Here is a 13,735-nt window from a genome sequence, read left to right as displayed (position 1 = left end):
GTGAGCGGCTGACAGTGCCGACCGCTGCTCGCCGAGACCGTCCCCGATCGGCCGCCTCAGCGCCCGGCGGTGGTGTTCCAGTCGACCAACTGGACGATCACACCGTTGGGGTCCCGCACCTGGAAGGCACGCTCACCCCACTCCTCCTCGGTCAGCGGCATGGTGGACCGTGACACCCTCGGCACGCAGACGCGCCAGCTCGCCTTCGAGGTCGTCGACGACGAAGGCGAGGACGAGTCCGGCGGCGTGCTCGTCGCGCTGGTCCGCCGGGAATATCGGAAGGCCCCGGGCAACGCCTCCACCTCGACGTGAGGCGATGTCCGGGCCGTTGACCAAAGGTGTCGATGGTCGGCGTGCGCCTACAGGTCGAACTCCCCTCCCCCTCCGTGCTCCTCACCCGGGCTGCCGTCCAGCGCAGCCGCACAGTGGTCCATCGCCTCTACCAGGTCGGCTGCTCCACCTGCCCGGCAACTGGCCTGCTCACGTGCCCGACAACTACTGCCGCAACGGGCAACGTTCGCCCCGTCGCGGCGTCCGGCACGCTCCCCCCAAGCTCTTCGAGCAGGGGGTGCCCCCAGAGCACGCACCGGACGACCGCCCGCGGCCTTCTGCACGTAGGCGCTCGACAGCAGGGCGCTGTTGGCGCGGACGGGCAAGTTGGACGGCATCGCGATGCCCTGACCACCGGCCCCGGGCTGCGGCACGCCGACCGCGGCAGCCCGCGTGGTCGACACGCTCGGGCTCCTCGCCGCCCGCTGACCGCACCCCACCGCCGAACCGAGGTCTCCGGGCGCCGGCGCTCCAACCGGGCCGATGACGTACAGGAGATGCCCGCCGGTCAGGTGCGCCCGTACGGGTGCGCGGCGACGGTGTGACCGCCGCCAAAGGTGTGGCGGTCACACCGTCGTGGAGTGCCGTGCGTGTCAACTGGTGGTGAGCATGCCTTCGCGCAACCGGGCGAGCGTGCGGGACAGCAGGCGGGAGACGTGCATCTGGGAAACACCGAGGCGTTCGCCGATCTGCGCCTGGGTGAGTTCTTCGACGAACCGCATGTGAATGATCTGCCGGTCCCGCTCACCGAGTTCGGCGATCATGGGGGCCAGGGCGTGGAAGTCCTCCACCAGTTCCAGTGCCTGGTCGTCGGTGCCGATGAAGTCGGCCAGCGCGGTCTCACCGTCGTCACCGTTGTTGATGGCGGCGTCCAGGGAGGAGGAGTTGTAGCCGTTTGCCGCCAGGCGGGCCTCGATGACCTCCTCCTCGGTCAGGCACATCAGCTCCGACAGCTCCTTGACCGTCGGTGCGCGGCCGAGGCGGCTGCGCAGTTCCTCAGTGGCTCGCGCGAGCTGGACCCGGGCCTCCTGCAGGCGCCGCGGCACGTGCACCGCCCAGGAGGTGTCACGGAAGAACCGCTTGATCTCACCCACGATGTACGGAATGGCGAAGGAGGTGAACTCCACCTCCCGCGAGAGTTCGAACCGGTCGATCGCCTTGATGAGGCCGATCATGCCGACCTGGACGATGTCCTCCATCTCCTCCGGCCCGCGGCTGCGGAACCGGGCCGCCGCGTAGCGGACGAGGGACATGTTCATCTCGATCAGGGTGTTACGCGCGTACTGGTACTCGGGTGTGCCCTCTTCCAGCACCGCCAACTGGTCGAAGAACACCTTCGACAACGCACGAGCGTCCTTGGGTGTGACCCCGGACGGGTCGGCGAGTTGCGGCAGTCCGGCTATGTGCGCGTCGGTCGTCGCCGTGGTCGCTGCCGTCACGTGTTTCCCTCCCGGATCCAAGCAGGTCCCCCTGCCTGCACAAGCTGACGAGCCGTCGTGTACCCGGGCATCCGCCGAGCATGCCTGCCAGACGCGCGGCTTGTCAGCACCGGGTCACCGGCGCCGGTGACGACCACAACGCACACGGCCAGGGGACCGCAACGGTGCAGCGGCCCCCTGGCAGGCTCGCCTGTCCCGGGGATGGCCGGAGGCATCGCCCACACGGCGCGCCCTCCCGCACCGCTCGGGCTACCCGGAGCGGCGGCGGGTTCCCGCGCGCCGCTTCAGCACCCGGCGCTCGGTCTCGCTGGTACCGCCCCACACCCCGATGGCCTGGTTGGTGTCGAGCGCCCACTGCAGACACTCCTCCTGCACGGGGCAGTGGCGGCAGACCGCCTTCGCCTGCTGTGTCTGGAGCAGCGCCGGACCCGTGGTGCCGATCGGGAAGAAGAGATCGGGATCCTCGTGTCGGCACGCGGCGTGGTCTCGCCAGTTGTCCATGAAAGTCACCTGCGATCGAAAGTCGTCCGTGCCCTTGCGAAACGTGTACGCGCTTCGGGTCACCTGCCGACCAGCGGATGAAACTGGGCAGAAAGCCACGCATGGGCAAGCTTCGCGGAATCCTCACAAGTACACGTTCGGCGCAGGCGGACACGAGTGCGCTGTCGGCGTGCGTACTGCAACCGTTGCCTGGTGAGCCACTGCATCGGAGCCGGGCCGGTCTCCTGCCGGAACCTCCGGGCCCGGCCCCCGGCCGGGCAGTGGGTGGTTCAGTCGGCGGACGCCGGGAAGCGCACGGCGAGCAGGGCCCGGTCGTCGGGCATCTCCGTGTCGGGCTGCTGGTGGAGCAGCAGCGAACAGACGCCCCGGGCGTCGAGGCCCGCGGTCGAGCGCGCTGCCTGAAGGAGCTGCTCCAGGCCGACGTCGAGGCTCTGGCCACGTCGCTCGATCAGACCGTCGGTGTAGAACACGAGCGTGGCGCCTTCCGGGACGGTCGTCTCCACCTGCGGGTAGTCGGTGAACGGGACGGGGCCGAGGGGTGGGGCGAGCGCGCCCTCGAGGTACCGGCTGGAACCGTCGGCGTCGATCAGCAGGGGCGGAGGGTGGCCGGCCCTGGAGTAACGCAGGGTACGGGTGCGGCGTTCGTAGGCGGCGTAGCAGGCCGTGGCCATCAGGCCGTGGTGGTAGGTGCCGAGGAAGTCGTTGAGCTCCGCCAGGACCGCGGGTGGGCGGGTGCCGCTGCGCCGGGCGATGCTGCGCAACACGGTGGTGGTCTGGGCCATGGCGGTGGCCTCGGCGATGCCGTGGCCGGCGATGTCGCCGATGGTGAGACCCACGGTGTCGTCGTCGAGAACGTGGACGTCGTACCAGTCGCCGCCGACGTCGACCAGTTGGGTGCCGGGGGCGTATCCGCCGGCGATGTCCAGCCCGTCGACGGGCGGCAGGTTGGGCAGCAGGCTGCGCTGGAGGCGTTCGGCGAGCCGGTGTTCGTGTTCGAAGAGGCCCGCCCTGCGCACCGCCTGGGCGATCTGCTGGCTGATGGCGACGGTGTGCTCGGCGTCCTGCTCGGCTCCCGGAGCGTGGTGGATGACCAGGGTGCCGAGGGTGACGCCCTCGGACTGAAGCGGCAGGCGCTGCTCGGCGTCGCGCGTCAGCCCGGCGGCCGGTGCGGTGTACGGCCGGTCGAGATCCACCCAGGGAGCCGTCGTCACGGGCAGCGTGTCGGCCGGGCCGAGGGACGGGACGATGCGCCGCGGGTGCAACTCGAGCGTCACGTCCGCGGCGTCGAGGGCCTGGGGTGCGCACTTGTACACGGCGTCGCAGACGTCCGTGAGGGTGGCGGCGGCCGCCAGGGCGGCCGTGAGCCGGTACAGGCGCTGCATACGAGCGCGGGCCCGCTGCTCGGTGCGCAGCACGCGGTCCCGCTGCTTGGCGATCGCGTGCCGGTAGGCCATCTGCTGGTTCAGCAGGCTGACGCGTTGGCTGAGCGCCACGAAGCGGTCGCTGACGTCGAGCCGGGACAGGTGCAACTGGACGGCCGGCTCGGGGCCTTCCCACCAGGTGGCCCGGCCGCCGTGACACCGCAGGCGGACGGGGTCGCCGGCGCTGTCGAGCACGGTCATGACGCCGGGCAGCGGGGATCCGCTGCGCGACCACTGCGCCATCCGCTGGACCAGGTCCGCGGGGTCCAGCACCAGGTCCGCGAGTTCCACTCCGGTGCCCAGCGTGTCCACCGTACGGCTCGTGGCGGGATTGGCGGCCACCACCCGGCCCGAGAACGTGCAGACCAGGAGGGCGTGGGGCAGAGGCCTGGCAACGGCCTGGAACTTCGCCAGGTCCATCTCAGCCACCCGCTCCGGGCACCGTGTCGACCGCTTCGTCCTCGAGCGCCGGAGCGTCGCCGAAGTACTCGCGACCCGGTTCTTCGCCCAGGTCGAGTTCGGGTTCGAGGTACACCACTACGCGGCAGCCGGTCGCGCCGCGGGCGATCGTCTCCTCCAGCTCGACGCGCGCGTATCCGAGGTTCTGCGCGGCGATGGTGCCGAAGACGTTCGACGTCATCATGCACATCGACTCCCGCCCGAGCACCTTCTCCGCGAACGGGCAGCTGCGGCTGCCCAGGACGATGGTGTGCTCGTCCTCGGAGATGAGGTAGAAGTCGCCCTTGATGCGCTGTTTGAGATCGACCAGCACGTCGGCGACCTGTTCACGGGTGAGTTGCTGCAGGCCCATGGCCCTGGTGTAGGCCTCGTTGATCTGCAGCCCCACCGACTGGCCGACCAGGCTGATGTAGCCGGAGGCCTCCTCGAGTCCCACCACGGACTCCAGGGACGTCGCCAGCTCGCGGACCAGACCACGCATGAACACGTCCCGGTCCAGATCCACGTGCGCGTCCTTGGCCAGGTTCACGACGGTCCCTCCCTGCCGCGGAGTACCGTGCGCACGGTCTGCGCGAATGTCGACTGACAGGTCCACCTGCCATCACACGGTCCGCTCGCGAGCATAGCGCCCCGCCCACCGCCGCACGAACCCCCGGTTCCGGATCCCCTCGAGGCGTACGCGCGTGCTGTCGTACAGGCGTTCACGGGGTGTGCTCCCGATCAGGCACCCGGTCGCCCGCCCCTCCCCGCACCGCCCGCGCGCCGTGGGCCGCGGTGCGTCCGCGAACACCGGGGCGCTCCCGCTTCCCGGGGCGAGCACTCCCACCGACGGGTGTCCCGTCCACCGTGCGGGAGCGGACTTCACGGACGACCGGCTCCGCTTCGCCCGTCGGGTGCAGCCGCTGCCGGCGTCCGTCGAGCAGCAGCGGCAACTCCTGGAGCGCCGGCGGCGCCTCGTCCCTCCGAGCGCGGGGCACGACGTGGCCGCGTCCGAGAACCTGGTCACCCCGGTACCGCCGTCGGCAGCAGTCGGGCGATGGCCGGTTCCAGTCGTGGCAACGCCCGTTGGCCCATCAGCGCCAGGGTGATCGCCGCCGCGACACCGGCCCAGCCGAACGGTCCCAGCGGTGTGCAGCCGAACAGGTGGCTGACACCGGGCGTCTGGACGAGCGCGACGAGTGCGACGGCGGAGCCGAGGGCGGTCACGCGGACCAGCGGACTGTCGCGGCGGTCGGCCAGGGTCTGGGCGAGCTGGGTGCCGACCACCCCGCACAGGGCCATCGTGCCGTCGCGGCGGACGCTGCCCGGTGTGAAGCGGCCGATCAGCCAGGCCGCCACCGCACCCAGGCACGTGGTCAGCGCGCGGTGGCGGATCTGCCGGATCAGGGGTGCCCCCAGGACCTGGGGCACTCCGTCCACGGACACCGTGCCCTCCTCGTCGTCCCGCTCCCCCGCCGTGGGCTCCTGCCGCCGCGGCGTCACCGCCACCGCCATGGCCGGAAACAGGTCCGTGAACAGATTGACGAGGAGCATCTGACGCGTGCTCAGCGGGGCGGTCCCGGACAGCAGGGTGCCGATGGCGCCGAAGCCGATCTCGCCGGCGTTCCCGCCGATCAGGATCGCCACGGCGTCGGCGACGCTGCGCCACAGAGCGCGGCCCTCGCGGACCGCCTCGACCAGGACGGTCAGGTCGTCGTCGGTGAGCACCAGGTCGGCGGCGTTGCGCGCGGCGGCGGATCCCCGGGCACTGATGCCCACGCCGACGTCCGCGGCGCGGATCGCCGCGGCGTCGTTCGCGCCGTCGCCCACCATCCCGACCACCCGGCCCGCGTCCCGCAGGGCCTCGACGACCTGGAGCTTCTGCTCCGGCGCGACACGGGCCACGACGCCAGCGCCGGCCAGCATGCGGACCCTCACCGACCGGTCAGCGGCGGCCAGTTCCTCCCCCGTGACCACGACGGTGTCCTCCGGCCAGCCCAGTTCGGTCGCGATCGCCCGGGCGGTCTGCGGATGGTCACCGGTCAGCATGACGGGCCGAACGCCGGCCTTCCGCAGACCGCTCACCAGGGCCGGGGACGTCTCGCGCGGCGCGTCGGAGAGCGCCAGCAGTCCGGCGAACTCCAGCCGCTGCAGCGGACGTCGGATGGCGTCGGAGTCCTTCTCGTGCTCGCCCAGGGCGCGCCGGGCCACCGCCAGGACCCGCAGGCCCTCCCCGGCGAGCGTCCGGGCCGTGGCAGAGGCGTGGTCCGGCAGCCCGGAGCAGGCGGGCAGGACGGTCTCCGGGGCGCCCTTGACCACGAGCGTGCGCGGGCCGTCCGCGGCGCGGCCCACCGCGGCGGCATACCCGCGCGCCGCCTCGAACGGCAGGCCCTCGGCCTGCTCCCAGTGCGGATCGGCACCGGCCGCGTCCACGACGGCCGCGTCGGTGGCGTGCACCGGCCGCTCGGAGCCGCCGTTCAGCCGGGGGCAGGCGCGCGCCGCGTCCCGTACGATGCCCGCGACCGCCGCCTGAGTCACCGCGTGGACCGTGCCGTCGGCGTCGGCGACACGGGTCAGGCGCAGCCGGTTCTTCGTGAGGGTGCCGGTCTTGTCGAAGCAGACGGTGTCCATGCGGCCCAGTGCCTCCAGGGTGCGCGGGGTGCGCACCAGGACGCCGCGGTGGCCGAGCCGCCGGGCGGCCGCGAGCTGCGCGACCGTGGCCACCAGCGGCAGCCCCTCCGGGACTGCGGCCACGGCGACGGCCACACCGCCGCTGACCGCCTCCCGGACGGGCGTTCCGCGCAGCAGCGCCAGTGCCGTCACCGCTGCTCCGCCGCCCAGCGTGAGCGGCAGTGCCTTGCGGGTGAGTTCCTGCAGCCTGGCCTGCACTCCGGCGGAGGGCGGGGTGCGCGCGGCGAGCGTCACGGCACGGGCGGCCTCGGTGCTTTCACCGGTCTGCACCACAACGCCCCGGGCCTGTCCGGCCACCACGGTGGTGCCCTCGAAGACCATGCACCTGCGGTCGGCGACAGGGGCGCCGGGGGTCGGGTCGACCTGCTTGGCGACCGGCAGGGACTCCCCGGTCAGCGCCGACTCGTCGATCTCCAGGCCGTCCTCCCGGAGCAGGCGCGCGTCGGCGGGCACGACGTCGTCCGACTTCAGCTCGATCACGTCGCCGGGCCTGAGCCGGGCCGCGTCCACCGTCCGCGGGGCCTCCGCCGCGTCCTCGTGCGCGGAGGCGACGCGCGCCTTCTGCTTCTGCTCGGCCAGCAGACCGGACAGCGCCCGTTCCGCGCGCAGCCGTTGCATGCCGCCCACGAGCGCGTTGAGGTCGAGCGCGCCGACGACGAGCGCCGCGTCGACGACGGAGCCGAGGATGGCGGAGGCGGCGGAGCCGACCGCCAGGACCGGGGTGAGCGGGTCGTCGAGTTCACCGCGCACCGCCCGGGTGAGCTGGAAGGTCCAGCGCGCCGGGGCCAGGGCGGGCAGCCGCCCGGCGGTGCGCGTCGCCTTGCGCAGCCGGGCCGTGACGAGGTCGAACGGGTCCGGTTCGCGGGCCTGTTCGGTCGCCAGCCGGGCCCGGGTCTCCTCGGGCGGCAGTTCGTGCCAGGGCACGCGCGGACGGGGGTGCGGGGCGCGGGCCGCCGCCACGCCCAGCGCGGCGCGCGCCCCGGACACCAGGGCCGTCGCCGCGCTGACGTCGACGGGGACGTGCCGCAGGCCGGGCAGCAGGCCGCGCCGCCCCCGGCCGGCCTTGGACTCGCCGACGGCCACGAGCAGGCCGGAGAGCGCGGCGCCGGAGCGGGCCAGGGTCTGCGCCCGGCGGCCGACGGCGCGGGCCGCGGGGACCGCGGCCAGCAGCCGCCACACGTCGCGCAGCCCGTGCAGGGCCAGGACGTCCGCTCCCCATACGACGGCGGCGTCCCGGTCCGTGAGGGCGACGGCGACGTCGCCGGCGAGCAGCCCGGCCAGGACGGTGCGATCGTCGGCCGAGGCGGGCCGGGCGACCGTGACGACGCCGCCGGAGTCGCCGCGCAGTTCGTGCACCACGTCGTCCCATGGACGCCGCGCGTCCACGACCTGGTCGGCGAGGCCGGTGAACTCCCGCAACGCGGGGTCGTCCACGACCACGACGCGCAGCCCGGCCCGGCGTGCCGCGTCCAGCACCGCCTCGGCCCACGGGTCCGCCCCGTCGCCCTCGGTGCGCAGCGCGCTCGGGTGCAGCACGACCGTGCCGGCCGTCTCCAGCTGCCCCAGCCGCCGCGGGTCGCGTACCAGCACGCCGTCCCGGGACAGCGCGCCGCTCAACACGGCGCGGAAGGCGGCGGGTCCGTAGCGCGCGGCCTTCGGGGATCCCGCCAGCACCGCTTCGGCGGCGTCGTGGAGGTCGCGCTTGACCAGCAGCGTCACTGCGGCTCCGACCAGGCTGCCGGTGGCGGCGCGGGAGGCGTACTCCTGGGCCGGTGCGGGGCGCAGCGGCGGACGCGGAACCTCGCCCGCGGGCACGCCGGACCGCTCCGGGCTGCACACCTCGTCGTGGACCGCGTCGAAGGCGGCCGCGCGAGCCACCGTCTCCGCCAACTGGCAGAACCGCAGTGCTCCGTCGAGCACCAGCGACGTGGGCGACTGCCCGGCACCGTGCGCGGCCGCGTTCGCCCAGGCCAGCGCGAGGTCCATGCCGGTGCGGCCGAGTCGGGCGCGCAGCAGCCCGCGAAAGCGCGGGTTCTCGCGCAGCAGTGTCACGGCCGCGGTCACCAGGCGCGGCGACGCCGGCAGGCCAAGGGCCGACCCGCTCACCGCGGCCGCCGTGCCGGCCATGTCGGCCGCCAGCGCGGTCGCGGCGGCCCGTACCCCGGCGGGCTCCGCCGGATGCGGGAACTCCTCCGGCAGGTCGTCCGCCCGGACCAGCCCATGGCGTTCCGCGAGACCGGTGGCGTGCTCGAGCACCCGGTCGGTGGCCGTTTCCTCGGTCGCGGCCACCACCAGACGGGCCAGCCCGCCGTCCCAGTACGCGAAGGCCACGTCCGGGTGGTCCACCAGTGCCGCGGCCACCCGACGCGCCCTCGTGGCGACTCCCTCCGCCCGCCGCTCCTCCCCGGGATCCGCCCGCCGCAGCGCGAGATGCGCCCGGGTGCCGGACCGCCACGGGCGGGGGCGGCCCGGCAGCGCGTGCCGGGCGACGCGGGCGACACGGACCGCGGCGTCCGCGCTCCGCACCCCCGCCCGCTCCGCCTGGGCCGCGGCTCCCGCGGCCGCGCCCACGGCGGTCGGGGCCGACCGCTCCAGCAGGTGGGCCGCCGCCGGCACGACACGTGCGGCGGCGGTCGAAGGACTCGTCAGCAGTGCGAGGACCATGACGCGCCCTCAGCGGGTGGTACGGGCACGGCGTGTGCCGGAACCCTCGCGTCCGGGGGACGCCGAGGGCTTCCTCGGGGAGGCGGCCTTCGGTGCGGAGGGTGCGGACTTCTTCGCCCGGGACGCCCTTGCCCGCGTTGTGTCGGAGGTGCTCCCCCCGCCCCCGGCTGTCTGGGCCGGGGCCTGTCCGGATGTCTGCGGCCGGGGCTGCGTGAGCCAGGCCACGGCCGCGCCGGCCAGGGCGACGGGCCATTCGACGACACCCACGGCGCCGAGCACTCCGGCCCCGGCGTAGACCGCCGGCCGCCGCCCCCGGGGCGACGCGGCGCCGACCTTCTCCAGCGTTCCCTCGGCCGCCCTGCCCACGATCCCGGCGCCGGGAAGCCGGCCCAGGACCGAGGCCGCCTCGCGCACCGGCCGCGCGACGGCCCTCGGCGACACCGGCCGGGACGACGACTCCTGCTCTGCCATGACTCACCTCATCCGTGGTGACATCGCCTTCTTGCGGGGCCCGGGTTCCCGCGTCGACGCCGACCATCCCCAGGTCTTGGTCACGTTGCGGCCATGGCTGCCGGGTGATGGGCCCCAGAGCGCGGCGCCGGGCCGGCGACGGGCCGGGCGATGGGCCGCAGCAACGCGGCGACGGGCAGCGACGGCTGGGCGATGGGCCGCAGCAACGCGGCGACGGGCAGCGACGGCTGGGCGATGGGCCGCAGCAACGCGACGACGGGCAGGGACGGCTGGGCGATGGGCCGCAGCAACGCGACGACGGGCAGCGACGGCTGGGCGATGGGCCGCAGCAACGCGACGACGGCGGGAGGGACGTTCACCCTCAGCCGGCCAACGCTCAGTGAGCCTCGTGGGCGAACTTCTGCGTGCCGAGATAGATACGGGTGGTCGTACCGGCCGGGCCGGTGTGCAGGCGGACCAGGTCGGCGAGGACGTTCACCAGCAGCAGGCCCCGGCCGCCGGGCCGGACCTTGGGCGGAGGGATGCGTCCGGCCAGCGGATCGGTGTGCACCCCGGCGTCATCGACCTGGCACACCAGTTGCCGGGCCTCCGCCCACAGACGCAGGGTGCCACGGCCCCCGCCGTGCACCACGCTGTTCGTGGTCAGCTCGGCCACCGCCAGCTCGAAGTCCGCCGTCCGGCCCGTCGCCAGGCCCAGCAGGGCCGCCTGCTCGGTGGCGAAACGGCGGGCGGCGGGCAGCGCGGCGGCGTCGAAGGCGAACTCGGCGGCACCCAACGGGGCGGGAGGCAGGGGCTGGTTGTACCGGCTGACGACCTGCTCGGGCGCGTAGGCGCCGCTGTTCCGCTCCTCGCCGCGCTCGATGACCGTCGGATGGGTGGCGTGCGCGTCGGCGAGCACGACGGAATCCAGGCGGGAGGTGTCGTACGGGCACAGGATGCTCACCGCCCGCCCCTCGAAGGCCGCATTGATCAGGGCCTCGTGCTGGACGCACGCGGGGTACTCGGTCGCGGTGCGGCCGGCCCAGATGGGCTCCCCGATGATCCGTACCCGGCCCGTGGGGTGGGCGTCCGCGAAGGCGTGCAGCACCCGGGGGATGATCCGGCCCGGATTGCGGCCGGCTTCGGTGATGTCCAGGAACTCCACGGCGGCGCTCTGTTCGCCGAGGGCTTCTCGCAGCAGACGCAGGTTGTCACCCGGCACGGCCACTGCCACGGGCTCCCCGGCGGCCAGCCCGTCCCGCACGAACGACACGGTGCCGGCCAGGTAGTCGTCCCGGCCGGAGTAGAACAGGGCGGGGTGCCGGAACCGGTCGCCCACCGTCGTGTCACTCATGACTGCGCCACCTCGATCATCGACAGCTCGGGCCAGAACAACTCCAGCGTCCGCCGCAGACTCGCCGGGGACCGCCACAGCACGATGCGTCGTCCGTTCCCCAGAGCCTGGGCGGCCGCCACCAGTGACGCGGCGCCGCGGACGTCGATGAAGGTCACCGCGGACAGCTCCAGGTGGCGCACCGGCTCGTCTCCGCCCACGAGTTCCCCCAGCAGACGCTCCCACGTCGGCTGCGTCGCCAGGCTGATCTCGCCCATCGCCCGCACTCCGGCCCGGTCCGGTAGGGGGCAGCCCTCCAACGCGGCCGCCGGCAGGGGCTGGGAGGCCGCCTGCCGCGTGCCGTGCGGTGTCTCCATCTCTTCACCTCGCGGCTGCTCCGGAACCCAGCCAGTATGGCCCACGGTCCGGCGAGGCCACGCGGCGGCATCCCGCGGCGAACACACGCACGGCGCCGGTCAGCCGAGGGCCCGGTACGCGGAAGCGGTGGTCAGGGTGCACGCCGGGCGAGACAGGGCGTCGCACGTCCGGACGTGACGCGTTCGGCCCGCACGACGAGCACTGTCCTGTGGTGCGAGCGGGGTGAGTGATGGCGACAGCTCTTCGGGTTTCCCGCGCGCGGCGCACAAACGTCGCCAGTGGAGTGACGGCTGATCGGGTGCCGTTCGTGGCTGGAGAGCCGCGCGCCACCGCGGGCTTCGGCGTCGGTACCGGGCCCCTGGCGTGCGACCGCGGGACGCGAGCACGGGTGCGGGCGCCTCTCAGCGTGGGTGAAGGTCGCCGTCGGCTCGGCGGCAGGGCCCGGTGCACGGTGGTAAGCGGGATGCATGAGACCCTCGCGTATCGCCGCCTGCCTGTGCTCACTTCTCACCGCCGTCTGCACTCTCACCGCGACCCCGACGGCACACGCCGCTCCTCGCGGGTACGCCACCGGGTATGTCGCTCTCGGCGACTCCTACTCCGCCGGTGTCGGTGCCGGCAGCTATGTCGCCTCCAGCACCGACTGTCTGCGCAGCAGCCACTCCTTCCCGGCGTTGTGGGCCGCGGCCCACGCGCCGTCCAGCTTCGACTTCCCCGCCTGCAACGGCGCCAGTGCCCGGGACGTGCTGAACAGCCAGCTCGGCCCGCTCGACGCCCGCACCGGGCTGGTCACCCTCACGGTCGGCGGCAGTGACGCCGGGTTCTCCCATGTGATGACGACCTGTGTGCTGCACAGTTCGGCAACGTGCCTGGACGCCATCGAGGAAGCGCTCCACCGCATCGACGGCGTCCTCCCCGACGACCTGGACCGCCTCTACGCCGCCATCAGGGCCAAAGCCCCCCAGGCCCATGTCGTGATCCTCGGCTACCCGCATCTGTACCGGCTCAACGGCAGCTGCAAGGCGGGACTGCCGGACACCACGCGTTCCGCCCTCAACGGCGCCGTCGACCGCCTCGACAAGGTCATCGACGAACGGGCCACGCACCACGGGTTCACCTACGTCGACGTCACCGGCGTCTTCACCGGCCACGAGATCTGCTCCACCGCCCCGTGGCTCCACAGCGTCAGCTGGCTTGCCCCGACCGAGTCGTACCACCCCACCGAACAGGGCCAGTCCCGGGCCTACCTGCCCGCCCTCACCCGCGCCGCCTGAAGGCGCCCACCAGCACGGCGAGGTATCTCCACCGCGGCCGCCTGCGGCGCACCACCGCAGGCGGCCGCACCCGTCGACGTGCTCACCGACGGCGGGACCGACACCGTCGAAGCCGCCCAGGTGCTGCGCGACCACGTCTTCGTCACCCAGGGCAGCGGCCCGGAGCGCCGCCCCGCGGACGGTCGAGTACGGAGACAGCGCGACCAAGAATGGCGCAAAACCGGGTAAATCCACCTGAATGGGGGAACCGTCACTATAAGGAAAAAATCAATCCTCGTGGAGAGGCACAGCGATGTCGTATCCGCAGCAGTCCAGTGGAATGGGCACGCATCCCGAGCTAGCGGAGATGCGGGAGCGGCTCGAGCGCACGGCGGCCAGCGGCGGAGCCATCGCCCTGGAGGGGGCGATCGTTCTGGCGGGTGTCTATGCCGCCATATCACCTTGGGTCGTGCACTTTTCCGGTCAGCCCTTCATCGCCGTCAACAACCTGATCGTCGGCCTCACCGTCGCACTGATCGGGCTCGGTCTGACCCTGGTGCCCGAGCGCATGTTCCGCCTGGCGTGGGTGGTCGCGCCTCTCGGTATATGGCTCATCATCTCGCCCTGGGTGGTCACCGCCACCCACGGCGCGCGGGCCGGCATCGTCGCGAACAACTGCGCGGTCGGTGCGGTGACGGCTGGGCTGGGCCTGGCGGCCATGGGCCTGACCATCGGCGTCGCCCGTCGCGCCCCACAGTGAGACGGCGGCACGGCACAGGCCACGGGGAAGCGTGCCGGCAGCACGTGAGCCGCGCGCCGGCACGCTCCCGGAAGTCT

Annotated in this window: 12 protein-coding genes; 3 read left to right on the top strand and 9 right to left on the bottom strand. The window is 73.4% G+C overall.

The genetic code is table 11. The features are described from left to right. Positions 1-159 precede the first annotated feature (159 nt). Positions 160-312 carry a hypothetical protein gene (locus AC5WS8_RS26785; protein WP_496106024.1) on the top strand — a complete coding sequence of 51 codons (153 nt, stop codon included), beginning with the start codon at positions 160-162 and terminating at the stop codon, positions 310-312. A 611-nt stretch (positions 313-923) separates the two neighbouring features. Here the strand turns inward: AC5WS8_RS26785 and AC5WS8_RS26780 are convergent. The 9 genes from AC5WS8_RS26780 to AC5WS8_RS26740 form a co-directional block, all read right to left on the bottom strand. Next, positions 924-1,769, bottom strand: a complete 846-nt coding sequence (locus AC5WS8_RS26780) for an RNA polymerase sigma factor SigF (protein ID WP_496106023.1) — start codon at positions 1,767-1,769, stop codon at positions 924-926. 249 nt (positions 1,770-2,018) lie between these two features. After that, positions 2,019-2,270: a WhiB family transcriptional regulator gene (locus AC5WS8_RS26775; RefSeq protein WP_496106022.1), complete on the bottom strand. Its 252-nt coding sequence runs from the start codon at positions 2,268-2,270 to the stop codon at positions 2,019-2,021. 269 nt (positions 2,271-2,539) lie between these two features. Continuing rightward, on the bottom strand, positions 2,540-4,111 hold the full coding sequence (locus AC5WS8_RS26770) for a PP2C family protein-serine/threonine phosphatase (protein ID WP_496106036.1): 1,572 nt from the start codon (positions 4,109-4,111) through the stop codon (positions 2,540-2,542). 1 nt (position 4,112) lies between these two features. Further along, positions 4,113-4,679: a methanogen output domain 1-containing protein gene (locus tag AC5WS8_RS26765; RefSeq protein WP_496106021.1), complete on the bottom strand. Its 567-nt coding sequence runs from the start codon at positions 4,677-4,679 to the stop codon at positions 4,113-4,115. Positions 4,680-5,152: 473 nt separating this feature from the next. Then, positions 5,153-9,484: a cation-translocating P-type ATPase gene (locus tag AC5WS8_RS26760; protein ID WP_496106020.1), complete on the bottom strand. Its 4,332-nt coding sequence runs from the start codon at positions 9,482-9,484 to the stop codon at positions 5,153-5,155. Between the two features lie 9 nt (positions 9,485-9,493). Beyond that, positions 9,494-9,955, bottom strand: a complete 462-nt coding sequence (locus AC5WS8_RS26755) for a hypothetical protein (protein ID WP_496106019.1) — start codon at positions 9,953-9,955, stop codon at positions 9,494-9,496. An 80-nt stretch (positions 9,956-10,035) separates the two neighbouring features. Further along, a complete protein-coding gene (locus tag AC5WS8_RS26750; RefSeq protein WP_496106018.1) occupies positions 10,036-10,314 on the bottom strand; it encodes a hypothetical protein in 279 nt (92 codons plus the stop codon). A 17-nt stretch (positions 10,315-10,331) separates the two neighbouring features. Next, the gene (locus AC5WS8_RS26745; RefSeq protein WP_496106017.1) at positions 10,332-11,288 is read right to left on the bottom strand and encodes an anti-sigma factor RsbA family regulatory protein; all 957 of its coding nucleotides are present in this window, start codon (positions 11,286-11,288) and stop codon (positions 10,332-10,334) included. After that, the gene (locus AC5WS8_RS26740; protein ID WP_496106016.1) at positions 11,285-11,644 is read right to left on the bottom strand and encodes an STAS domain-containing protein; all 360 of its coding nucleotides are present in this window, start codon (positions 11,642-11,644) and stop codon (positions 11,285-11,287) included. Before AC5WS8_RS26740 ends, AC5WS8_RS26745 begins: the two co-directional genes overlap by 4 nt. Before the next feature lie 468 nt (positions 11,645-12,112). Here AC5WS8_RS26740 and AC5WS8_RS26735 point away from each other — a divergent pair, with 468 nt between their 5' ends. Next, the gene (locus tag AC5WS8_RS26735) at positions 12,113-12,919 is read left to right on the top strand and encodes an SGNH/GDSL hydrolase family protein (RefSeq protein ID WP_496106015.1); all 807 of its coding nucleotides are present in this window, start codon (positions 12,113-12,115) and stop codon (positions 12,917-12,919) included. 292 nt (positions 12,920-13,211) lie between these two features. Beyond that, positions 13,212-13,658, top strand: a complete 447-nt coding sequence (locus AC5WS8_RS26730) for an SPW repeat protein (protein WP_496106014.1) — start codon at positions 13,212-13,214, stop codon at positions 13,656-13,658. The last annotated feature ends 77 nt before the right edge of the window (positions 13,659-13,735 follow it).

This window comes from Streptomyces sp. PTL18 (assembly GCF_059510295.1).
This window is presented reverse-complemented; position numbering and strand designations above follow the sequence as displayed.